This window comes from Streptomyces sp. NRRL S-337, assembly GCF_000720175.1.
GTDB classification, from domain to species: domain Bacteria; phylum Actinomycetota; class Actinomycetes; order Streptomycetales; family Streptomycetaceae; genus Streptomyces; species Streptomyces siderophoricus.
Window position 1 is genome coordinate 49,106 of sequence record NZ_JOIX01000032.1, and the last position, 22,014, is coordinate 71,119.

At 71.2% G+C, this 22,014-nt stretch carries 16 protein-coding genes and 1 pseudogene; 7 read left to right on the forward strand and 10 right to left on the reverse strand.

Going from position 1 to position 22,014, the window contains the following annotated elements:
• Positions 1–48: 48 nt before the first annotated feature.
• On the reverse strand, positions 49–543 hold the full coding sequence (locus IG62_RS0122605) for a DUF3145 domain-containing protein (protein ID WP_030414591.1): 495 nt from the start codon (positions 541–543) through the stop codon (positions 49–51).
• Between the two features lie 323 nt (positions 544–866).
• Here IG62_RS0122605 and IG62_RS0122610 point away from each other — a divergent pair, with 323 nt between their 5' ends.
• The 3 genes from IG62_RS0122610 (at position 867) to IG62_RS0122620 (ending at position 3,979) form a co-directional block, all read left to right on the forward strand.
• Positions 867–1,796: an SGNH/GDSL hydrolase family protein gene (locus tag IG62_RS0122610; RefSeq protein WP_030806130.1), complete on the forward strand. Its 930-nt coding sequence runs from the start codon at positions 867–869 to the stop codon at positions 1,794–1,796.
• Between the two features lie 200 nt (positions 1,797–1,996).
• On the forward strand, positions 1,997–3,058 hold the full coding sequence (locus IG62_RS0122615) for an aldose epimerase family protein (protein ID WP_030806133.1): 1,062 nt from the start codon (positions 1,997–1,999) through the stop codon (positions 3,056–3,058).
• A 222-nt stretch (positions 3,059–3,280) separates the two neighbouring features.
• Positions 3,281–3,979 carry a DUF4097 family beta strand repeat-containing protein gene (locus tag IG62_RS0122620; RefSeq protein ID WP_030806136.1) on the forward strand — a complete coding sequence of 233 codons (699 nt, stop codon included), beginning with the start codon at positions 3,281–3,283 and terminating at the stop codon, positions 3,977–3,979.
• A 504-nt stretch (positions 3,980–4,483) separates the two neighbouring features.
• On the opposite strand, the gene IG62_RS48915 is transcribed toward IG62_RS0122620, so the two are convergent.
• On the reverse strand, positions 4,484–7,369 hold the full coding sequence (locus IG62_RS48915) for a beta-glucosidase family protein (protein ID WP_037839026.1): 2,886 nt from the start codon (positions 7,367–7,369) through the stop codon (positions 4,484–4,486).
• Between the two features lie 560 nt (positions 7,370–7,929).
• Between IG62_RS48915 and IG62_RS0122630 the strand changes: the two genes are divergently transcribed.
• Positions 7,930–8,550: a TetR/AcrR family transcriptional regulator gene (locus tag IG62_RS0122630; protein WP_078872161.1), complete on the forward strand. Its 621-nt coding sequence runs from the start codon at positions 7,930–7,932 to the stop codon at positions 8,548–8,550.
• A gap of 45 nt (positions 8,551–8,595) precedes the next feature.
• On the opposite strand, the gene IG62_RS48920 is transcribed toward IG62_RS0122630, so the two are convergent.
• Positions 8,596–9,165, reverse strand: a complete 570-nt coding sequence (locus IG62_RS48920) for an LppU/SCO3897 family protein (RefSeq protein ID WP_234326689.1) — start codon at positions 9,163–9,165, stop codon at positions 8,596–8,598.
• 18 nt (positions 9,166–9,183) lie between these two features.
• On the opposite strand from IG62_RS48920, the gene IG62_RS49610 reads away from it, so the two are divergent.
• Entirely contained in the window at positions 9,184–9,309 is a 126-nt protein-coding gene (locus IG62_RS49610; RefSeq protein ID WP_267887899.1) for a hypothetical protein, read from the forward strand.
• A 627-nt stretch (positions 9,310–9,936) separates the two neighbouring features.
• On the opposite strand, the gene IG62_RS47890 is transcribed toward IG62_RS49610, so the two are convergent.
• Entirely contained in the window at positions 9,937–10,200 is a 264-nt protein-coding gene (locus tag IG62_RS47890; protein WP_199812515.1) for a hypothetical protein, read from the reverse strand.
• Between IG62_RS47890 and IG62_RS0122640 the strand changes: the two genes are divergently transcribed.
• Positions 10,154–11,425 (forward strand): pyroglutamyl peptidase, encoded by a 1,272-nt coding sequence (locus IG62_RS0122640; RefSeq protein ID WP_051798435.1) that lies wholly within the window; start codon positions 10,154–10,156, stop codon positions 11,423–11,425. The genes IG62_RS47890 and IG62_RS0122640 overlap by 47 nt on opposite strands.
• A gap of 104 nt (positions 11,426–11,529) precedes the next feature.
• Positions 11,530–12,954, forward strand: coding sequence for a nitrilase-related carbon-nitrogen hydrolase (locus IG62_RS44995; protein WP_078872162.1), 1,425 nt, complete (start codon positions 11,530–11,532; stop codon positions 12,952–12,954).
• A gap of 319 nt (positions 12,955–13,273) precedes the next feature.
• Here the strand turns inward: IG62_RS44995 and rbsK are convergent, their stop codons facing one another.
• From rbsK to IG62_RS0122680, 6 genes and pseudogenes are all read right to left on the reverse strand, one after another.
• Complete coding sequence (gene rbsK / locus IG62_RS0122650) at positions 13,274–14,212, reverse strand: ribokinase (RefSeq protein ID WP_030806153.1); 939 nt, start codon at positions 14,210–14,212, stop codon at positions 13,274–13,276.
• Between the two features lie 455 nt (positions 14,213–14,667).
• Positions 14,668–16,772 (reverse strand): annotated as a pseudogene (locus tag IG62_RS50210) (substrate-binding domain-containing protein); the annotation flags it as partial.
• Positions 16,762–18,675, reverse strand: coding sequence for a sugar ABC transporter ATP-binding protein (locus tag IG62_RS0122665; RefSeq protein WP_234326691.1), 1,914 nt, complete (start codon positions 18,673–18,675; stop codon positions 16,762–16,764). The gene IG62_RS0122665 and the pseudogene IG62_RS50210, both read right to left, overlap by 11 nt.
• Positions 18,676–19,043: 368 nt before the next feature.
• A complete protein-coding gene (locus IG62_RS0122670) occupies positions 19,044–20,045 on the reverse strand; it encodes a LacI family DNA-binding transcriptional regulator (RefSeq protein WP_030806164.1) in 1,002 nt (333 codons plus the stop codon).
• 361 nt (positions 20,046–20,406) lie between these two features.
• A complete protein-coding gene (locus IG62_RS0122675; protein WP_030806167.1) occupies positions 20,407–20,835 on the reverse strand; it encodes an organic hydroperoxide resistance protein in 429 nt (142 codons plus the stop codon).
• A 129-nt stretch (positions 20,836–20,964) separates the two neighbouring features.
• Positions 20,965–21,987: an NADP-dependent oxidoreductase gene (locus IG62_RS0122680; protein WP_030806170.1), complete on the reverse strand. Its 1,023-nt coding sequence runs from the start codon at positions 21,985–21,987 to the stop codon at positions 20,965–20,967.
• Positions 21,988–22,014: the final 27 nt, after the last annotated feature.

The window sequence follows — 22,014 nt, forward strand, 5'->3', positions numbered from 1 at the left end:
GGAAACGTCAGACGCCCTGGCGGAGGCAGCGCACGGGCGGGTGACACCTCATACGACCTGGTGGAGCCAGCGCACCGGGGCGCCCTCACCGGCGTACCGGAAGGGCTCCAGTTCGTCGTCCCAGGGCTTGCCGAGGAGCTTGGCGACCTCGGCGGCCAGCTCGGTCTCGCCGCGCGCGGAGCGGGCGACGGCGGCGCGCAGCCGGTCCTCGGGGATCAGGATGTCGCCGTGGATGCCCGTGACGGCGTGGAAGATGCCCAGGTCGGGGGTGGAGCTGTAACGCTCACCCTCAGCGGTGGCGCAGGGTTCCGCGGTCACCTCGAAGCGCAGCAGGTGCCAGCCGCGCAGCGCGGAGGCAAGCTTGGAGGCCGTACCGGCCTCGCCCTGCCAGGAGAATTCGGCTCTCCACGTGCCCGGCGACGCCGGCTGTCGGATCCAGTCGAGGTTGACGCGCACCCCGAGGACGCCCGCCACGGCCCATTCGACGTGCGGGCACAGCGCGCGCGGAGCGGAGTGGACGTACAGAACTCCACGTGTCGTCACCGGGACCTCCAGTGCGGTTCGAGGTTCGCCTTCCCCAGCGGCCTCGTGCCCGTTCCGGTTGCGGCCGGGACAGTTGCCATTCTGCCCCAGTGATCACTTCGGCACCAGCATGCGAGGTGACCTACAGTAAACACCATTAGGCGGAATTTGCCGCAAAAGGGACAGGAAATGACGTCATGTAATTTGTCTGTGCCGACCGCACGTGCCACTTTGGGTCACCGCCCGGCAGGCACGGGGCAAAGCTACCGCGCGGTGCCGGACGAGGGGGTGACGTACCGTCGGTACCCGAAGAGATATCACTCGCACGCCGGAGGGGACAGGGGATGACCCAGATCGATCGGCCCTTTCGCCTCCGTCGCCACGGTCGTCGCGCACGTCGCACACGCACCGTCACCGCTGTCTCCGCCGTCTCCGCCGTCTTCACCCTGCTGCTCGCCCTCGCTTCCTGTAGTGCCGGCGACAGCGCCCGTCCCCACTCCAGCCCGTCGGCCGGACGGCAGGCGAAACAGGCGTCCGCCTGGCGCACCCACCCCGGCTCGATCGCGGCGCTCGGCGACTCGATCACCGTCGGCTTCAACGCCTGCACCATCCTCTCCGAATGCCCCGAGGTCTCCTGGTCCACCGGCACCGACCCCAAGGTCGACAGCCTCGCCAGACGCCTGGTGAAACGTCCCGCCACCCACAGCTGGAACTTCGCCCGGGCCGGCGCCCTGATGAACGACCTGCCCGGCCAGGTAGCCGCCGCGGCCGTACGGAAGCCCGAGCTGGTCACGGTCCTGATCGGCGCCAACGACGCCTGCCGCCCCAACGTCGGGGCGATGACCCCCACCGCCTCCTTCCGCGCCGACTTCACGCGCTCCCTGAAGGCGCTGCGGCGCGCCCTGCCGCACACACAGGTCTATGTCGCGTCGGTGCCCGACCTGTTGCGGCTGTGGGCCGAGGGGCGCAAGAACCCGCTCGGCAAGGAAGTCTGGAAGCTCGGCATCTGCGGCTCGATGCTGCGGGACCCGGACGACCTGACGAAGTCGGCCCAGGACCGGCGGGAGAAGGTGCGCGAGCGGGTCATGGCCTACAACTCGGCGCTGGCCGAGGTCTGCGGCAAGGACCCGCTGTGCCGCTTCGACCCCGCTGTCTTCGACTACCGCTTCAGCGGCCGCCAGTTGAGCACCTGGGACTGGTTCCACCCGGGCGCCGGCGGCCAGAAGGAACTGGCGGAACTGGCGTTCCGGACGATCACGCGCAGGCAGGGGTAGCGGGGCCGGCCAGCGGGCGGTCGGTCCAGCGGGTCCGTTGGGCAGGCTCGTACCTTTGGGCGGGTGGGGTTCGGCGTGTTGGGCGGGTGATGCTCGGCGTGTTGGGCGGACGGTCTGCGCGTGGGCAGCGTTGCCCCGTGGGCGCGCGGCAGATCGCCTCCCCCAGGCATCGGCTCCCGACCAGGCATAGGCTCATGCCCATGAAGACGCAGGTCAGCAGGGAACCCTTCGGCATGCTGGACGACGGAACCGGCGTCGACCGCTGGACCCTGGAGTCGGGCACCGGCCCGGACGCACTACGGGTGCGGATCCTGACGTACGGCGGCATCGTCCAGACCGTCGAGGCTCCCGACCGGGACGGCAGGTCCGGCCAGCTGGCGCTCGGCTTCCGCGACCTGACCTCCTACGTGGCCCACGGCGGCTCCCACTTCGGCGCGCTGGTCGGCCGCTACGCCAACAGGGTCGCCGGGGCCGCCTTCCCCCTCGACGGCAGGACGTACCCGCTGACGGCGAACGACGGGCGCAACAGCTTGCACGGCGGGCCGCGCAACTTCTCCCGAGTGGTGTGGGACGCGCGGCAGATCGAGAACGGAGTGGAGCTCCACCGGGTCAGCCCCGACGGCGAGGAGGGCTTCCCCGGCAACCTGGACGTGCGGGTGGCCTACACCCTCTCCCCCGGCCCGCGCGGCGGCGCCCTGCACCTCTCCTACGACGCGCACACCGACGCCCCCACCGTCGTGAACCTCACCAACCACACCTATCTCCACCTGGGTGGGGACGGCAGCGGCAGCGCCACCGGGCACGAGCTGCGGCTCGCCGCGAGCCGCTACACGCCCGTCGACGACACCGGCATTCCGCTGCCCGGCGCGCCGGCCGAGGTCGCCGGCACCCGCTTCGACTTCCGGACCGCCCGCGCAGTGGGCGGCCCGTACGACCACAACTTCGTGCTGGACGGCGGCGTGACCACCACCCCACGCCCGGTCGCGGAGCTGTACGACCCGGCCTCCGGCCGTGCCCTGGAGCTGGCCACGACAGAACCCGGTCTGCAGCTCTACACCGCCGACCACCTCGACGGCTCCCTCACCGGCTTCTCCGGCCTGCCCTACGGACCGGCGGCCGGCCTGGCCCTCGAGACCCAACACTTCCCGGACTCCCCCCACCGCCCGGACTACCCCAGCACCGTCCTGCGCCCCAACGAGGTCTACCACTCGGAGACCGTGTACCGCTTCTCGGTACGCCCGGCGGAGGCGGGCGCGGCGTGAGCCGGGGGCTGTTGCGGGACTCCCCAGGGGGCACCCCTTAGGGGTTCTGGGGCGTCGCTGGGGCGTCTCCCCTAGGGGCCTCTCATACCGTGCGGTGATGCCAAAGGTCATACCCTGCGGTGACGATTCCCGATTCGCGATACCCGAAGATGATCAGTGTCCGGCCCACCCGGTCCGGAACCGCTTCGGTCCCCTTTCCTTCGTCTCGGGAGACGTATCACCATGGCCCGCCTCCGCGCTCCTCATCTCGTCCTGTCCTGTGCGGCATTGACCGCGCTGGTGGCCGGCTGCTCGCTCTCCGGTTTCGGCCCGACCAAAGAGGCGAAGCGCACGTACACCGTGGACGGAAAGATCACTGCTCTCTCGGCGACGACCCATGGCGGGGACATCGAGGTGATCCCGGTCGCGGCCGGCGGCTCGGTGAAGGTCACGGAGAAGTACCGCTACAACGACCGCAAGCCGACCCCGGCCCACAGCGTCAAGGACAGCCGGCTGACCCTGAAGGCCGAGGACTGCGGCATGGGCCGCAAGTGCGAGGTGGACTTCCGCGTGCTGCTGCCGCGCGATGCCTCCGTCAATCTGCACACCAGCGGCGGGGATGTCACCGTCCGCGGCACCTCGGGCGCCATCGACGCGGAGACCAGCGGCGGTGACGTCACCATCGCGGACTCCACGGCCCGCAGAGCCCAGGCCAGAACCAGCGGCGGAGACGTCGACCTGACGCTGACCACGATGCCCGACGACATCTCGGCCCGCACCAGCGGAGGCGACGTCACCGTCCGCCTCCCGAAGGGAAGCTACGCGGTCAAGGCCACAACCGCCGGCGGCACCAGCAAGGTCTCCGTACCGACGGACCCGCGCTCCCCGCACAAGGTGACGGCCCACACGAGCGGAGGCGATGTGTCGGTGCAGACCTCTTAAGGACCGATCGCGGTCGCGGTCGCCGTCTTCTCATCGCCCACCTTCTCATCGCCCACCCACGGGTCGTCGCCATCCGTCGGCACCTCTTGTCACCTGTCATCGTCTCTGGGCACCAGTCGTCACTTGTGGGCAACTGTCATCGCCTGTCGGCCGCACTTCTCGGAGCCCCCTTCGGTTCGGGCCGATGCGGGCCCCTGGCAGGGCGGCGGTCTCGAACGGTGCGTGTGTGCGGTGCTGCATCGGCAGGGCGAGTGGGTGCAGCGCGCCGGGGGGCCGTGTTTGTGGACGGGCGTATCAGGACTGCCGTGATGTGGATGCGCTGTAGCCAGGGTGCCGCGATATGGACGTGCTGTATCCGGGTGCCGTGATGTGGATGCGCTCCGCGGGGGCCCAGGCTCGGGGGCTTGAGTCAGGCGGCGGTGACCGACTCTGGCTGTCAGGTGGCGGTGGCCTGGGCTGACAGGTGGCGGTGACCTCGCTATCAACCGGCGGTGACCACGGCTATCAGGTGGCGGTGACCTCCGCTGTGAGGCGGCGGTCGGTGAGGCTGTGGGCTGCCTCGACGGTGTAGACGCCCTTGATTCGGCGCCAGTGGCCCGCCTCCTCGTCCCAGATCTCGAAGGCGCGGTCCGGGAGCGGGATTTCGGCCTCGGTGCTCTCACCGGGGCCGGCCTCGACGACGGCGAAGCCGACCAGCCAGCGGGCCGGTCGTTCGGGTGCCGGTGCCTTTGGGGTGGCGTCGGCGGTTGCGGTCGGGGCGGGGCCGGGCTCGGACGTGGCGGTGTACGGGGCGGGATCGGTGCCGTTCAGGGTGGGCGAGGTGGCGTGGGCGGTCGCCGTCGGGGCGGGCTCAGCACTGTTCGGGGTGGTGGGAGTGAGGGCGGGGGCCAGGTAGATCTGGATGATTTCGCGGCCGGGGCGGGGGCCTGTGTTGCGGAGGCGTACGCGTACCGAGTCGGGGGTGGTGTCCAGGGACTCGTACTCCCAGTCGGTGTAGCCGAGGCCGTGGCCGAAGGGGTAGGCGGGGGCGGGGAGCGACGCGGAGCGTTGCCAGGCGCGGTAGCCGATGAACGGGCCTTCGGAGTAGGCGAGTTGACCGTTGGTGGGGGTGACGGTGGTGACCGGGGCATCGTCGAGGCGGGCCGGCCAGGTGGTGGGGAGCCGGCCGCCGGGCTCGTGGATCCCGAGCAGGACGTCGGCGAGTGCGGCACCTGCCTCCTGTCCGGGGAACCAGCTCAGCAGGACGGCGGCGACCTGCTCGCGCCAGGGAAGTTCCACCGGGGAGCCGGAGTTGACCACGACGACGGTGCGCGGGTTGACCGCGGCGACGCGGGTGACCAGCTCGTCCTGGCGGCCGGGAAGACGTAGATCGCTTCGGTCGTAGCCCTCCGACTCGACCTCTTCGGTCGTGGCGACGACCACGACCGCGACATCCGCGGCGGCCGCGGCGCGGACCGCTTCCTCGATCTCGGCGTCCGCGTCGAGCTGCGGCGCGTTGTGGCCGAGGGTGAAGTTCAGCGCGTCCAGCCCCTCTCCCGGCCCGAGGCTGCGCGGTACGAACCGCAGGGTGACGTCGACCTGCTCCCCCGCTGCCAGTTCCGCCGTCAGCTTCTGCTCGACGGGGTTCATGAACGCCTCGAAGGGGTCGCTGCCCTCGGGTGTGACGGTGTCGTCGAAGAGGACTGTCCCGCCCACGGTCAGCCGGAGGGCGCCGGTGCCGGCGACGGCGAAGGTGTGGGCGCCGCCGAGGTGTGGGGTGTAGGTGCCGGTCAGTTCGACGGCACTGAGGTTGTGCCGGGTGACGCCGGCGGGGAAGCGCCCCATCACCTGCACTTTCCCGTCGAACTGCGGAGTCTCGGCCAGCAGGTTGCCGTTCGAGTCGAGGTAACGGGCGTGCAGGGTGAACCCTGCACGGGCGTGTGGGATCCGGGTGCGCGGGTCGGCGCCGACGGCGAAGGTGACCTCGACGTCGTCGGGCAGGGCCGCGCGTAGTCCGTCCAGCGGGGCGACGATCCGGTCGGGGAAGACGGTCGCGGATCCGCCGCCGAGGACGCGGGCGTCGCGCGCGGTGGCTCCGATGACGGCGAGGGAGCGGATCGTCGTTACGTCGAGGGGTAGTACCCGGCGGGCGGCATCCCCCACTGGTTGGGCCCCCACCGCCTCACCGATCACCGCCGTTCCACGTCCTTCCGGTTCGTGGGCCGCCGCTTCACGTCCTTCCGGGTCGTGGGCTGCCGCTTCGTGGGCTCCCGGTTCCTCGGCTACCGACGCGTGGATAGCCGAAGCCTGGGTTGCCGACGTATGGGCCGCCGACGTATGGGTCCCCGAAGCCTGGGTTGCTGGTTTGTCCGCTACCGGCGCGTCGGCCAGCGGTTCACCGCCGACCGGCTCGTTGCGGAGCAGGACGAACGCGCGTCGGGCGATCTCGCGGGCCATCGCGGGACCGTCGACGTACTGGGGAACGTCGGCCGGGGCGACGGCGGCTGGTACGCCCGCGAGGCATCCCGTCCGAGCGGCGAGCAGGAGTACGCGGCGGACCGCGTCGTCCACCTCGCATTCGGCCACCTCGCCGGCTCGGACGGCTTCGGCGAGCGGTGCGCCGTAGACGGTACGCGGGCCGGGCATCGCCACGTCCAGGCCACCACGCAGCGCCCGGACGGTGTCACGGGCGGCTGTCCAGTCGGAGACGTTGCAGCCGTCGAAGCCCCATTCGCCGCGCAGGACCTCCTGGACGAGGTAGCGGTGTTCGGTCATCGTCGAGCCGTTGACCTGGTTGTACGCCGTCATGATGCCCCAGGGGCGGGCGTGGGTGACGATGTGCTCGAACGGCGCGAGGTACAGCTCGCGGAGCGGGCGGGGAGCGATGCGGTTGTCGACGGTGAGCCGGTCGGTCTCGGCGTCGTTGCCGACGAAGTGCTTGACCGTGGTGGCGACGCCGCCTTCCTGCACCCCGCGTACGTATCCGGTGCCGATCGCGCCGGTGAGAAGCGGGTCTTCCGAGTAGCACTCGAAGTGGCGGCCGCCCAATGGGGAGCGGTGCAGATTGACGGTCGGCGCCAGGAGGACGTGCACGCCCTTGCGGCGGGCCTCCTGGGCGAGCAGGTGCCCGGCGCGGCGGGCGAGTTCGGGGTCCCAGGTGGCGGCCAGCGCGGTGGGGCTGGGCAGGGCGACCGAGGGGTCTTCGGCGCTCCACTCCTGGCCGCGCACGCCGATCGGGCCGTCCGACATCACCAGCGACCGCAGGCCGATCTCGGGGACGGCCGGCAGGGTCCACATGTCCTGACCGGACAGCAGGCGGACCTTGGTGTCGAGGTCGAGCGCGGTGAGCGCCCGTTCGACGGCCGCGGCGTGTTCGCCTGCGAGTGCTTCCTCGTGTTCGTCGGGGTGCATTCCGCCGTATGCCTCCGCGTGGTCGCCGGGGTGCATCTCGCCGTATGCCTCCGTGTGGTCGTCGGCGTGCATCTCGGCGTGTGCATCCGCACGGGTGGAGGCATGGACGGGGGCGGTGTCGCGGGACGGGCGGTCTGGCTGGGCATCGGTCATACAGCTCTCCGGTCTCGCTGTTGATCCTGTTCGACCTGTTGATCCTGTTCGACCTGTTGGGCTTGTAGGCCTGTTGGGCTTGTAGGCCTGTTGGGGCTGGCAAGACTGGCGGGGCTGTTGAGGCTGTTGGGTTGTGGGACCTGTCGGGTCTGTGGGAGCTACTGGCCCGCCCGGGACGTCATGTGGCATCTCCTGGCCGGATTCTGATCGCCCAACCTCCTGAACGGTAGGCATTGTGACCTGTCCGTTACCTTGCCCGTACGAGTTCTCCACTCCGGGGTTACGCTCGGCCGGTGACAGCACGAGATCGGGGCGCCTCCCGCGACGCTCGGACGGGGCCGCGGCGGGGCGGGGGCGGACGAGAGGCCCAGCGCGCGGAACGGCGCGAGGCCATCCTGGAGGCCGCCATGGCACTCATCGCCGAGCGGGGTTACCGCCGCACCTCGCTGGCCGCCGTCGCCGAGCGTGCCGGGCTGACCCAGCAGGGGCTCTTGCACCACTTCCCCACCAAGGAACTGCTGCTGGTCGGTGTGCTGGAGGCGCGCGACCGTTGGGATCTGGCCTCGTCCGCCGCCGCGTCCGGCACCTGGCGCACCGACACCCTCGCTCAGCTCGTCGACTACAACGCCACCCGCCCCGGCATCGTCCAGACCTACACCGTCCTGGCTGCCGACAGCGTCACCGAGGACCACCCGGCCCGCACCTTCTTCGAGTCCCGCTTCGGGACCGTACGCGCGGCGATGGCGGCGGCGCTACGGGCGGAGTTCGGGGAGCGGCTGCCCGGCGGCCTGACGCCGGAGCGTGCGGCTCCGCTGCTGGTCGCGGTGATGGACGGGCTCCAACTGCAGTGGCTGCTGGACCCGGAGAACGTCGATATGCCCGCGGCGTTCAGGGACTTCGTGGCGTTGCTCCGGGGCGGGGAGGGCGAGGGGACGAACGACGGGACGAGTGACGGCACAGGCCACGGGACGAGCGGCGGCACGGGCCACGGGACGAGGGGCGGAGAAGGCACCCGCCGGAGGACGTGACGGGCGGGCCGGCGGGCGGGGGGACGCGGGGGGACGCCGGAACGCCTACCGGAGGGGGGTGAGGCAGGAGGTCGTCATGCCGTCCGAGCTGTACTTGGTGTCGGCCAGGTAGTCCCCGTCGGCGCACTGGTCCCCCGAGGAGTGGAGGGTGCGGGTCACCTTGAACTGTGCCTCGGCCGATCCGCAGTCCAGTGTCCGCAGGTCCTGGTCGTGCCAGTCGCCGTCATTGTGTACGCAGTCACCGACGAGGAGGGTCTGTGCCTTCTCCCCTCCCGTAGTGGACGAGCTGTCGTACGGGTCGTCTGCGAGCAGGCCGATGACGAACAGCACCGGCAGCAGCAGGGCGAGCAGCGCCATCGGCACCAGGAACAGCATCGCCTCGGGGCGGCGGGTGAGCGGCTTGCCAGGATCGAGCGCGGGCCGGAAGCCGCCCATGGGAGGTGCCAGTTTGCGGAAGCGGGCCCGGGGGCCGAGGTTCATCAGGAGAGTGAGCGGTGTGATGGCCACAGAGAGCGGGCTCCACCACCCCTGCCACAGGGTTTTCGCCGACATCTCCCGGTAGGTGGCCAGTCCGCACGAACGGCAGAACATGCCGCTGCGGCTGAGGAACCGCATGACGTAGAGGATGCCCTGATGCCCCCGCACGGTGGCCTGGACGGCGGGCTGCGCACCGCAGAACACGCAACCGGGGGCGGCGGGGGCCACGCCGTACGGCTGGGCATACGGGCCCGGGTGCTGGTGGGGTGGGTGCAGGGGTGAGTACTGGTGAGGCGGGTACTGCGGGTGCTGCTGGGGCGCCGGCGGTTGCTGGGCGTGCGCGTACGCTTGCGGTGCTTGGGCGGCCGGGACCGGGGCCGGGGCGGGTGTCGAGGTTGGGGCGGGTGTCGAGGTCTGCGTCGGGGTCGGGTAACCCGGCGGTGGGCCGTACGGGTTCGGGCCGGCCTGGCTCGGCGGCGGAGCGTACGGGTGTGTGCCGTGCGGTGGTGGCGGGGTGGCCACAGAGATCCCCCTGAGTCTCGTGGAAAGGATGTCTGGTGCATGCCATGCCATGTCGCGTGGTGACATCGCATGGCATGACATCGTGTCGTGTCGCGTCCGGAATCGAGCCCGGTGACGAGCCCGGCAACGAGTCCGGCAACGAGTCCGGTCAGGTGCCCGCCATTGAGTCGAAACCCGTACCCCGAACGGAATTTGACGCTCGGGAGCGGACCGGACCCGAACCGGACGGACAGAACCGAACCAGGACTGAAGCCGGACCGAACCGTACGGGAACCGGAACCCGGACCGGACGGGAACCGGAACCCGGACCGGACGGGAAACCTTATCCGTGGCCGCGCAGGGCCATGCACGCGCCCTCTACCGTCGCGCCCCGGGCCCCCGCTTTACTCACCCCATGAGATCGCTCTTCAACCCCTCACGCATGGCGTACGCCGGGCGCTCAACTGCTCGGCTGGGCACGCTCGGTGTCGCACTCTTAGCCGTCGTTCCGCTGTCCCTTCCAACCCCATCGGCCGCAGCAGCCCCGGCGCCCACAACGATCGCCACCACTCCCACCACCACCGCCACCGTCGTCGCCACCACCACCTCAGCCTCCCTAACCTCCATAGCCCCCATAACCTCCACAACCCCCATAACCTCCGCGAGACCCACAACCGCCACCAGTACGGCTACGCCGACGGACCTCACCGTGGAGGAGGGCCGACTGACGCAGGCCGCCCCTCAGGAGATCCTGCGGCGCAGTGGATTTGCCGTGTGGCCACGGGAGTTCGTGCGTGGACTGGCGCGGATGAGCACGTATCCGCAGGCCAGGCGGTATGTGGAGGCGGAGGGGCGGGCGTTGTGGCGGCGTGCCGTGGACCGGGCGCAGGGGCGCGGGCCCGCGGGGGGCGACCTCAGTCGGGACGACGACCGGCCGCTGTATTGGGCACGGTTGGGGATGTCGAAGGAACTGCGGCAGTGGCGGCCGGGCTTTGACCTGTCCGCTGCTCAACGGGACGCACTGTTAGGCTCGTTGGAGCGTGGATCGCGGGGCCAGGACTCGATCGAGCTGCCTGCGGGCAAGCACCTGCTGCGGATCGTGGTGACCGGGTTCGACCCGTTCCAGCTGGATACCGATCCGCGGCGGAGCAATCCGTCGGGAGCGGCGGCACTCGCGCTGGACGGGACGACGATACGGACCGCGTCGGGTGAGCCGGCCCGGATCGAGGCCGCGGTCTTCCCCGTACGGTGGGCCGATTTCGCGCGGGGAACGGTGGAACGCACGCTGGCCCCGTATTTCCGGCGCGGGCCGCGGCAGGTGGACCTGTTCACGACTATCAGCCAGGGGCGACCGGGGCGGTTCGACGTGGAGCGGACAAACGGGGCCTGGCGGGGCGGCTATCCGGACAATGTGCGGGAATCGCGTACGGAGACCGTGCCGATTCCGCCCGGGGTACCGACCGTTACGCCGCAACCGCAGTGGACGAGCACAAGCCTGCCGTACGCGCGGATCGTAGCGGCCGGTACCGGGCCCTATCCGGTGGTCGATCACACCGCCGTGACGGAGATCCCGGCGGGCGGCACGGTGCCGGTCGAGCGGCCGGACGGGCCGACTCCGGGGTCGACCGCCCGGGCCGGGGGCGGTGGGGACTATCTGTCCAACGAGATCGCCTATCGGGCGACGCTGCTGCGGGATGCGGTCGGGCGTCCGGCGCTGCCGGGCGGGCATCTGCACACCCCGGTCCTTGAGTTCGGTCCCGACAACACGGATCCGGCGAACGGGCAGGTCACCGACCCGGTCCTGGTGCAGAACCGGATGGCGATCAACCAGCAGGTGCGGGAAATCGTGACGGTGGCGGCCGACTCGGCGGGCGGCGCCGAGGCCGGTACCTCGTAGCGGAAGGAGGGGGCGAGCGGGTGCGGAAAGCCGGCGCGACCGGGCCTGCGAAGAGTTATCCACAGGCCCGCACGCGTCGGGGCCGCGGCGGGCATCATGGGGGAATGATCACCGCAGCCGCACAGTTCGCCCCCGTGCCAGGGGATATCGAGGCCAACGCCGCGCGGATGGCCGCGCTCATCGGCGAGGCCGCCAGCCGTGGCGCCGGCCTGGTGGTCTTTTCCGAACTCGCCCTGACGCACTACGACCTGCGACTCATAGCGGCCGATCCGGACCGGCTGACGGTCGCTCCCGACGATGCCCGGCTGACGCCGGTCCGGGACGCCTGCCGGGCGAGCGGGGTGGCGGCGGTGGTGAACGCTGCGGGCCGGGCCGTGGAGCCAGGTGGCCGGCCGACGATCTCCTCGTTCGTCTACGGACCGGACGGTGCCCTGCTGACCCGCTACGACAAGATCCATGTGTCCGACGACGAGAGCAAGGTCTTCGCGCCGGGCAGCGCTGAGGGGCGCTTCTTCCTCGGCGGGATCCGGTTCGCGCTGGCGACGTGCTTCGACAACAGCTTCCCCGAGGTGCCGGCGCGGGCCGCGGCGGACGGATGCCGGGTGTATCTCTCCAGCGCCTTCCACGATTCGGCGGAGAGGGTGGCGCGGTACGGCGAGATGGCGCGCGAGCACGGACTCCTCGTCGTGCTCGCCAACGGGACGGAGGTCGGCAGTCCCGAGCCGGCCTGCGGGCTGAGCGGAGTCTGGCTGCCGTCGGGTGAGCGGGTGGCGGCGGCCGCCGAGTGGACCGCGCCGGTGCCGGGCGACGGTGCGGAGCTGGTGCTGAGCGACGTCCGTGACCGGATCACGCTGATGTCGGACCCGGCGGTGGCGGCGATACCGGTCGAGGAGTGCGGTGAGCCGCTGGTGGACGTACGGACCGCGGCGCCCGGCCTGCTGGTGGCCGCGGACCGGCGCGACGGGCAGGGTGCGTTCGCGTATTTGCGGGAGGGTGTGCTGCGGCGGCTGCGGGAAGCGCAGCGGGCGTTGCCGGACGGGCTGCGGCTGCAGTTCGTCGAGGGGTACCGCCCGCCGGGCCTCCAGCGACGCTATTTCGAGGAGTACGCGGACGAACTGCGCGCCGCGCACCCGGACTGGGACGGGGCGCGGATCCATGAGGCCGCCAGCCGGTATGTGTCCCCGCCGGAGATAGCGCCGCACAGCGCGGGTGGTGCGGTGGACCTCACGCTCGTCACCGCCGACGGCGAAGAGGTCGACATGGGGACACCGATCAACGCCTCCCCGGAGGAGAGCGCCGGTGCCTGCTACACGGCCGCGCCGGGCCTGTCCCCCGCGGCGCGCGAGCACCGCCGCATAGTGAGCGCTGCGCTCACCGCCGCCGGGCTGGTCAACTATCCGACGGAGTGGTGGCACTGGTCCTACGGCGACCGCTACTGGGCAGTGGCGACCGGCGCGGACCGTGCGCTGTACGGACCGAAGGAGCTGAGGGAGGAAGGGGCGAAAGAATTGGTGACAAAGGGTTGGTGACAGAGAGTTGGTAGCAAAGGGTTGTAGCAAAGGCGAGGTGGCAAAGGACAAGCAGCAAGGGAGGGGCAGCTAGGAGGGGTAGCAAGGAGAGGTGGGAGAGGGCAGGTGTCAGTCGGTCGCCCGGGCCTGCATCCCCGGGAGGTGGGGCCGGGGCGTCCCCGGCAAGGCCGGGGACGATGACCTCACGCCGGTAACACCGGGGACGATGACCTCACCGCCGGCAAGGCCGGGGACAGTGGCCCCGGGTCGGCAAGGCCGGGAACGGTGGCGCCTCAGGCCGGCAGGCCGGCCTGACAGGGGCCTCAGGCCGGCACTCGCCTTAGCTGCCGCCACCCGCGTCCTGGGCGGTTTCCGGGACCATGGCTTCCAGTTCGGCACGGGTGGGGTAGGACGGCTGGGCGCCGGGCTTGGTGACCGCTGCGGCTCCGACCCGTACGGCGAAGCGGGCGGCCTCGGGGAGGGTGTCGCCGCGGGCCAGGCGGGTGGCCAGGGCACCTGTGAAGGCGTCGCCGGCGCCGGTGGTGTCCACGGCCTTGACTCGTACGCCGGGCACCTCGGTGGCTCCGGAGGCGTCCAGGACCAGTGCGCCGTCGCCGCCGAGGGTGACGACGACGGAGCGGGCGCCCTGGTCGCGCAGTGCCCGAGCCCACTCGGCGGGGGTGCCGTCGGCGCGGCCGGAGAGCTGGCGGGCCTCGTGCTCGTTGACCACCAACGGGTCGGCCACCGCGAGGAGTTCGGGGGCAAGGGCCGTCTCGGGTGCCGGGGAGGGGTTGAGGACGACGCGGGTACCGGCCTGTTCGGCGGTGGCCGCGGCGGCCCGTACGGACTCCATGGGGATCTCCAGCTGGAGGGAGACCACTGCGGAGGCGGCGATGGTGTGTTTCGCCGTGGCCACGTCCTGCGGGGTGAGGGCGGCGTTGGCTCCCGGGGAAACGACGATGCTGTTGTCGCCGTCCGGATCGACGATGATCATCGCGGTGCCGGTGCGGGCCGTCTCGTCCACGATCACCGGCGTGACGTCGGTGCCCGCCTCACGCTGGGCGTGCAGCAGCAGTTCACCGTAGGCGTCGCCGCCGACCCGGGCCAGCAGCGCGGTGCGCCCGCCGATCCGGGCCGCGGCGGCCGCCTGGTTGGCGCCCTTACCGCCGGCCGATTCGACCAGGTCCGTGCCGAGCACGGTCTCCCCCGCGCCGGGTCGTCGCTCGACCCGGACTGTCAGATCCGCGTTGGCCGAGCCGACCACCAGGACGTCATACATGCGCCGTTCTCCCGTTTCCGAGCGTCGCTCGGTGCTGCCGATGGCTGTCCATGCGCCGCTCTCCTTCTGTTCTCGTGTGTGGTGTGTTGGTCGTGTTGTTGCAGTCGAGGTATTGCTGTCAGGTTGTTGCAGTCGACGTTGTTGCTGTCGAGGTAGCTGCGATCGAGGTTGTTGCTGACACGTGTGCGGTTGTGGCGTGTGGTTTTCGGTGTGTTGCTGTCGCGTGGCCGTTGTTGCTGGCGGGTGGCTTCGGGTGACTGTTGTTGCTGTCGGGTAGCTGTTGTTGCTCTCGCGTGTGTGTCGTTGTTGGCGCGTGTGTCGTTGTTGGCGCGTTCGGTGTTGCTGTAGAGCCTGCCGTTGCTGTCCTGTGTGGTGGGTGGGTCCGGCCCCCGTGGCGGGTCTGTGTCGGGACTGTGGGTGGACTGGCCTCATCCGCCGTCGAACGTGGCCGCGTTCTTGCGGGTCACCAGTACCACCGGGACCTTGACCGACTGCGGCAGCTTCTCACCGTGGGCGGCCTTCAGGGCCCAGTCCACGGCCTGTTTGCCGAGGAGTTCCGGCTGCTGGGCGATGGTGGCGGTCAGGGTGCCGTTACGGACGGCCGTGATGCCGTCGGGTGTGCCGTCGAACGCCACCACCTTCACGTCCTTGCCCGACCGGCCGCCCAGCGCCTTGGCGGCGCCGAGTGCCATCTCGTCGTTGGCGGCGAAGACGCCGGCGATGTCGCGGTGGGCCTGGAGCATGTTGGTCATCACGTCCATGCCCTTGGTGCGGTCGAAGTCGGCGGGCTGACGGGCGACGACCTGGATGCCGGGGTACTTCCTCAGGCCCTCCTCGAAGCCCCGGCCTCGTTCGCGGGCGGCGGAGGTGCCGGGTTGTCCTTCGAGGAAGGCCACCTTGCCCTTGCCGCCGAGCGATTCGGCCAGCGTCTTCGCGGCGAGCCGGCCGCCGGCGACGTTGTCGGAGGCGATGGTCGAGCCGACCGTGCCGCCGTTGACGCCGCGGTCGAGGGAGATGACCGGCACCTTCGCCCGGTTGGCGACACCGACGGCCGGGACGGCGGCGTCCGACTCGACCGGATTGATGATGGCGGCCTTGACGTCCTGGCTGGTGAACGTCTCCATCTGGTTGATCTGCTGGGTGGGGTCGTTCTGGGCATCGGTGATGTTGATGTGCAGCCCGCGGGCGTCGGCCTCGGCCTGTGCGCCCTTCTTGATGCCGACGAAGAACGGGTTGTTCATCGTGGACAGCGCGAGGCCCAGGTCGGTGTTGCCGCCGCGGTCGCAGCCGGTGAGCGCGAGGGCGGCCGTGAGGGCCGCGGCCATCGCCATCGTCATCGCGAGCGTTCTCCCACTACGGGCACGCCCCTGAGTGTCCCTACGAGCCCCCCTCCGGACGTTCCGACGGACCTCCCTGCGAGCACCCCTCCTGGTATCCCCACGGACATCCCTGCGAGCGCCCATCCGGACATCCCCACGGGCATCCCCACGGGCGCCCTTCCCGGCCGTCCGCGCCCACGCCCCGGCCCGCTCCCCCGCCCTCATCGCGTGCTCCGGCGGCGCAGCGTGTCCAGGAGGACCGCGAGGGCGATGACCAGGCCGGTGGCCACCTGCTGCCAGAAGGCCGAAACGCTCAGCAGATTGAGGCCGTTGCGCAGTACGGCCAGGATCAGCGCGCCGATGAGGGTGCCGGACGCCTTGCCGGAGCCGCCGGAGAGGCTGGCCCCGCCGATCACCACGGCCGCGATCGCGTCCAGTTCGTAGCCGGTGGCCGCCTGGGGCTGGGCGGAGGTGAGGCGGGCCGCGAGCACGATGCCGGCGACCGCCGCGAACAGCCCGGACAGCGCGTAGATGACGAGCTTGCGGCGCTTGACGTGGATGCCGGAGAGGCGGGCCGCCTCCTCGTTGCCGCCGATCGCGAACATCGCGCGTCCGGCGTACGTACGGGCCAGGATCAGTGCGGCGACCAGCCCCATGCCGATCATGACGAGTACCGGTACCGGCAGCCAGCCGCCGAGGGTGTCACCGAGCCTGCTGACCGAGGCGGGGAAGGGGATCGGCGAACCGCCGGAGATGACCAGGGCCAGACCGCGGCCCACGGACAGCATCGCCAACGTAGCGATGAAGGCGGGCAGTTTGCCGTAGGCGACCAGTGCTCCGGAGAGCAGTCCGGATCCCGCGCCGACCGCGAGGCCGAGCAGTACGGCGATCCAGACGGGCAGGTCCTGGCCGGTGGCGGCCCAGGCGACGACGGTGGCGGCGAGCGCGGCGACCGATCCGACGGACAGGTCGATGCCGGCCGAGACGATCACGAAGGTGACGCCGAAGGCGAGGATCGCGGTGACCGATGCCTGGACGCCGACGTTGAGGAGGTTCTGGCCGTTGAGGAAATCCTTGGAGAGCGCGGCCATCACCACGACCAGGGCGGCCAGACCACCGAGCGGGCCGTTTTTGAGGACCGCCCGGGAGAACCACTCCGCCGGCCGGCGGCCGCCGGGGCCCTGGTCCGGGGCCCGTCCCACCGCCTCGGCGGCGGCTCCTGTCTTCAGCTCAGCGGACATCGGAGCCCTCCATCGCGCTCTTGTCGGGGTGATTGCCGTGGTCGGTGTCGGGGGCCTTGTCTTGGTTCGTTTCGTGGGGTCTGGCGCGGTCGGTGTCGGGGGCCGTGTGGAGGGCCAGCTCCATCACGGCGTCCTGGGTGGCTTCTTCGGCGGTGAGTTCACCGGCCAGCCGGCCCTGGGACATCACCAGCACCCGGTCGCTCATGCCGAGCACCTCCGGCAGGTCGCTGGAGATCATCAGGACCGCCCGGCCGGACGCGGTCAGCTCGTTGATGAGCTGGTAGATCTCGACCTTGGCGCCGACGTCGATACCTCGTGTGGGCTCGTCGAGGATCAGCAACCGGGTGTCCGCGAGCAGCCATTTGCCGATGACGATCTTCTGCTGGTTGCCCCCGGAGAGCGTCCGGGCGGGCTGCGCCAGGCCGCTCATCCGGACCTTCAACTGCTCGGCCACGGTGGCCGCTCGGCGTCGCTGGGCGCCGCGGTCCACCAGCCCGCCGCGGGTGTCGCGGTTGAGCCGGGCCAGGGTGAGGTTGTCCTGGAGGGACGCGTCCAGGACCAGTCCCTGGCCCTTGCGGTCCTCCGGTACGAGGCCGAGCCCGGCGCGCATCGCGGCGCGGACGTCTCCGCGGGCCAGCCGCTCGCCGTCGATCTCGACCGTGCCGGCGTCGTACGGGTCCACCCCGAAGACGGCCCGGGCCACCTCGGTGCGGCCCGCGCCGACCAGCCCGGCCAGTCCCACGACCTCACCGGCCCGCACCTCGAAGTCGACGTCCCGGAACACCGGTCCGGTGCCACGGCCGTGGCGGGTCAGACCGCGGACCCGCAGCAGCGGCGGCCCGGGCCGGTCGGGGCGTTGCCGCGGGTATTGCTCGGCGATGTCCCGCCCCACCATGAGGCGGATCAGCTCGTCCTCGCCGGTCGAGGCCGGCACCTGGGCGACCGAGCGACCGTCGCGCAGCACCGTGACGCGGTCGCCGAGCGCCCCGATCTCCTCCAGGTGGTGGGTGATGAAGAGGATTCCGACGCCGGCGGCGCGCAGTTCGCGGACGATCCCGAAGAGGGTCTCGACCTCCTCGGAGGTGAGCACCGCGGTCGGCTCGTCCATGATCAGCACCCGCGCGTCGAGGCTGAGCGCCTTGGCGATCTCGACCATCTGGAGGCGGGCGATGCCCAGTTCGGCGACCGGGGTGTCCGGGGAGACGTCCAGCCGTACGCGCCGCAGCAGTTCGGCGGCGCGGGTCCGCATCGTCTTCTTGTCGATGAGGCCGAGGCGAGTACGCGGCTGGCGGCCGAGGAAGAGGTTCTCGGCGACGGTCAGGCCGGGAACGAGGGTGAACTCCTGGTGAATGGTGGCGATGCCGAGCCGCTCGGCGTCCTGGGCAGAGCGGATGTGCACCTCGCGCAGGCCGCCGTCGGGCGGGGCGTCGGGCCTGGTGGGCTTGGTGGTGGGCCGGGTGCCGGGCCTGGTGCCGGGCCTGGTGGGCTCGGTGGTGGGCCCGGCGTCGGGCCCTTCCGGCCCGGGGGCGGCGAGGATGCGGCCCTGGTCGGGGCGGTGGGCGCCGGACAGCATCTTGATGAGCGTGCTCTTGCCCGCGCCGTTCTCCCCGAGGAGTACGTGCACCTCCCCGCCGCGCAGGCTCAGGTCCACGCCGTCCAGCGCACGCACCCCCGGGAAGGACTTGGTCACCCCCTCCACGCGCAGCAGTTCGCGGCCGTCCGGTACGTCGGCCGGTCCGCCGCCCGGCAGGCCGGCTGCCGCACGGCCCGGCACATCGGCCGGTACGCCGGCCGGTACGTCGCCCGGTGCGCCATCCGGTACACCGTCCGACACGCGATCCGGTATGCCGTCCGGAACGTCGGCCGGTATGCCGTCCGGAACGTCGTCGTTGACGCCGGTCATGCGCTGCCCCTCTCGTCCTCGTGTGACTGCTGGCTGCTCGCTGATGGCTGCTGTCTGCTGGCTGCTCACTGGTCTGGCTGGTGCTGGTGCTGGTGCTGGTGCGACGGTTGTGGTTGTGGTCCTGTCCGCCGATCCGGCTGGTGGTGTGGCTGCTCGTGTGGTCCCTCGGGGCTCCTCGGAGACGAAGTACGGAGGTCGGGGCGGTGTGCCGGGCGTCGGAGTCGGTCGGGGCGGGGTGCTGGGCGTCGGAGTCGGTCGGGGTGAGTCGCCGGGCTCGGGGCTCCGGAGGTGGAGATGAGGGCCGGAGGTCGGAGACGGTCGGGTGGGCGGCACGCCGCGGGTCGGAGGCGTACGTACCACCCCGCAGGTCAGCCGGCCGTCGGTTCGCCGCAGGAGCGGCGGGGCACGAGCCGGGCCGGGAGCAGTACCGATTCGGCGGGCCGGCCCTCGATTCGGGCCAGCAGGGCGCGGACGGCGGCCCGGCCCAGTTCGCGGGTGGGCTGGGCGATGGCGGTCAGCGGCGGATCGGTGTGGGCGAACCAGGGAACGTCGTCGTAGACCACCAGCGCCATGTCGTCGGGGACCCGCAGTCCGCGGGCGCGGAGTTCGTCCAGCGCGCCGAGCGCCATCAGGTTGTCGGTGGCCAGGACCGCGTCCGGTGGCTCGGGGAGGTCGAGGAAGCCGCGCATCATCTGGCGGCCGCCGGTGGGCTGGAGATCGGGGGTGGCGCCGACCCGTTCGTCGGGCAGCGGGATGCCGTGGTCGGCCAGCGCCGTACGGAAGAGGGCGAGGCGCTCGTCGCCGGTGGGGGTGCCGGCCGGGGCGACGATGATCGCGGGGCGGCGGCGGCCGAGCGCGGCGAGATGGCCGGCGAGTTCGGTGAGCGCGGCGCGGCCGTCGGCGCGTACACAGGGGGCGTCGATGCCGGGAACGCTGCGGTCCAGCAGGACCAGCGGGGTGCCGGAGGCGACGACCTCGCGGAGCATCGCCGACCCACTACCGGCCGAGCTGACCAGCAGCCCGTCGATCCGGCGGTCGAGCAGGGTACGGATGTAGTCGTCCTGCTGCTCGGGGCGTTCGCCGGCGTTGCCGATGACCAGGCTGTAGCCGAGGCTGCGGGCCGCGTCCTCGACGGCGTCGGCCAGCTCGGTGAAGAACGGGTTGGTCAGATCGCTGATGATCAGGCCGAGCGCGCCGGTCCGGGCGGTGCGCAGGGCGCGGGCGACGCTGTTGGGGCGGTAGCCCAGTTCGCGTACGGCGGCGAGCACCCGGTCGCGGGTCTCGGCGACCGGGCTGTGCCCATTGAGGACCCGGGAGACCGTGGCCACGGAGACCCCTGCCCGCTCTGCCACGTCCTTGATGTTCGCCATGGCGCCGTTGCCGTTCCGTTCGTGTGGGTAATCGTGTGTGTGTAATCGTTTTCACGGGGTGCCGTGAGGGCTACGAAATCGATTACATGGTGGGCGCGTCAAGGCACGGTGCGCGTGGCCTGTGTCACACAGGGGATGCGTGGCGGGCCTACGAGGTCGTACGAGACGTCGCGAAGCGGGGTGGCACACGGGCCGGCACACGGGCCCGGCATACGAAAGGGGCCGCACCCCGGGTCGGTCCGGGATGCGGCCCCTGGCTCGTGCGCAGAGACGCCGTTACGGGAATCCCCCTCGGGAAAGCCCGTTACGACGAACGCCATTGCGGAAGGCGCCTCTGCGGAAGATGCCGTCGCGGCGACGGTCAGGCGACGGTCAGCTTGACGTCGATGTTGCCGCGGGTGGCGTGGGAGTACGGGCACACCTGGTGCGCCTTCTCCACGAGGTCCTTGGCGGTGGCGGCGTCGACCGTGGGGATGGAGGCGACGATCTCGACCGTGAGGCCGAAGGCGCCGTCCGGGGTCTTGCCGATGCCGACCTTGGCGGTCACCCGGGAGCCGGAGACATCGGCGTTCTCCCGGCGGGCGACGACGCTGAGCGCGCCCTGGAAGCAGGCGCTGTAACCGGCCGCGAACAGCTGCTCCGGGTTGGTGCCGGCGCCGCTGCCGCCCTGCTCCTTGGGCGGGTTGACGACCACGTCGAGCTTGCCGTCGTCGCTGGCGACGCGGCCGTCACGGCCGTTCTCCGCGGTGGCGACGGCGGTGTAGACGACGTCGACGGTCTGGATGGACATACGAAATCCTCCTGTGGTTCGCCGCGACTCGCGCCCACGGATCGCGACGGCTTGCCGCCGAGCCTAACGGGCCCGCGCAAGGGCACGGCCAGGAGGGCTCGCCGCCCGGCGGCCGCCGCCGCTGATCGCTCAGGCTTCCGTCAGGCTCACGATCATCTTGCCGGTGTTCTCACCGCGGAGCATGCCCAGGAAGGCGTCCACGCCGCGCTCGATGCCGGCGACCTTGGTCTCGCTGTACTTCAGCTCGCCGGAGCGGATCCAGGCGGAGACCTCCTCGACGAACTGCGGCTGCAGCGCGGAGTGGTCGCTGACCAGCAGGCCCTGGAGGCGCAGCCGCTTGCCGATGACCATGGCGAGGTTGCGCGGCGCGGGGCTCGGCTCGGTGGCGTTGTACATCGAGATCATGCCGCAGATGGCCGCCCGGCCGTGGACGTTGAGGGCGCTGATGGCCGCTTCGAGGTGGTCGCCGCCGACGTTGTCGAAGTAGACGTCGATGCCCTCCGGCGCGGCCTCCTTCAGCTGCTGGGTGACGTTGCCGTTCTTGTAGTTGAAGGCGGCGTCGAAGCCGTACTCCTCGACCAGGAGCTTGACCTTCTCGTCGGAGCCGGCCGAGCCGATGACCCGGGAGGCGCCCTTGAGCTTGGCGATCTGGCCGACCTCGCTGCCCACCGCACCGGCCGCGCCGGATACGAAGACGGCGTCGCCCTCCTTGAAGGACGCGACCTCCAGCAGGCCCGCGTAGGCGGTCAGGCCCGGCATGCCCAGGACACCGAGGTAGGCGGTGAGCGGGGCCAGCGACGGGTCCACCTTGGCGGTCCGCTTGGCGTCCACGACGGCGTACTCGCGCCAGCCGAGGCCGTGCAGGACGTGGTCGCCGACGGCGAGGGAGTCGTCGCGGGAGGCGATGACCTCACCGACCGCGCCGCCGTCCATCGGCTCGTCGAGCTGGAAGGGCGGGACGTAGGACTTCACGTCGTTCATCCGGCCGCGCATGTACGGGTCGACGGAGAAGTGCTGGTTGCGGACGAGGACCTGGCCCTCGCCGAGCTCGGGCACCGCGGCCTCGCGCAGCGCGAAGTCCTCCGGGGTGGGCCAGCCGTGCGGGCGGGCGACGAGGTGCCATTCGCGGCTGGTCGTGGGCAGTGCGGACATGAGAGCCATCCTCCTAATGCTTCAGGT

What these genes read in the sequence shown, in the direction of transcription:
- IG62_RS48915 (WP_037839026.1), bottom strand. Translation starts at nt 7,369, where the DNA reads ATGCACCCCGACGAACACGAGGAAGCACTCGCAGGCGAACACGCCGCG.
- IG62_RS0122620 (WP_030806136.1), top strand. Translation starts at nt 3,281, where the DNA reads ATGGCCCGCCTCCGCGCTCCTCATCTCGTCCTGTCCTGTGCGGCATTG.
- IG62_RS48920 (WP_234326689.1), bottom strand. Translation starts at nt 9,165, where the DNA reads ATGCGGTTCCTCAGCCGCAGCGGCATGTTCTGCCGTTCGTGCGGACTG.
- IG62_RS0122610 (WP_030806130.1), top strand. Translation starts at nt 867, where the DNA reads ATGACCCAGATCGATCGGCCCTTTCGCCTCCGTCGCCACGGTCGTCGC.
- IG62_RS0122630 (WP_078872161.1), top strand. Translation starts at nt 7,930, where the DNA reads ATGGCACTCATCGCCGAGCGGGGTTACCGCCGCACCTCGCTGGCCGCC.
- IG62_RS0122665 (WP_234326691.1), bottom strand. Translation starts at nt 18,675, where the DNA reads ATGACCGGCGTCAACGACGACGTTCCGGACGGCATACCGGCCGACGTT.
- IG62_RS44995 (WP_078872162.1), top strand. Translation starts at nt 11,530, where the DNA reads ATGATCACCGCAGCCGCACAGTTCGCCCCCGTGCCAGGGGATATCGAG.
- IG62_RS0122615 (WP_030806133.1), top strand. Translation starts at nt 1,997, where the DNA reads ATGAAGACGCAGGTCAGCAGGGAACCCTTCGGCATGCTGGACGACGGA.
- IG62_RS0122675 (WP_030806167.1), bottom strand. Translation starts at nt 20,835, where the DNA reads ATGTCCATCCAGACCGTCGACGTCGTCTACACCGCCGTCGCCACCGCG.
- IG62_RS0122680 (WP_030806170.1), bottom strand. Translation starts at nt 21,987, where the DNA reads ATGTCCGCACTGCCCACGACCAGCCGCGAATGGCACCTCGTCGCCCGC.
- IG62_RS49610 (WP_267887899.1), top strand. Translation starts at nt 9,184, where the DNA reads ATGCCCCCGCACGGTGGCCTGGACGGCGGGCTGCGCACCGCAGAACAC.
- rbsK (WP_030806153.1), bottom strand. Translation starts at nt 14,212, where the DNA reads ATGTATGACGTCCTGGTGGTCGGCTCGGCCAACGCGGATCTGACAGTC.
- IG62_RS0122670 (WP_030806164.1), bottom strand. Translation starts at nt 20,045, where the DNA reads ATGGCGAACATCAAGGACGTGGCAGAGCGGGCAGGGGTCTCCGTGGCC.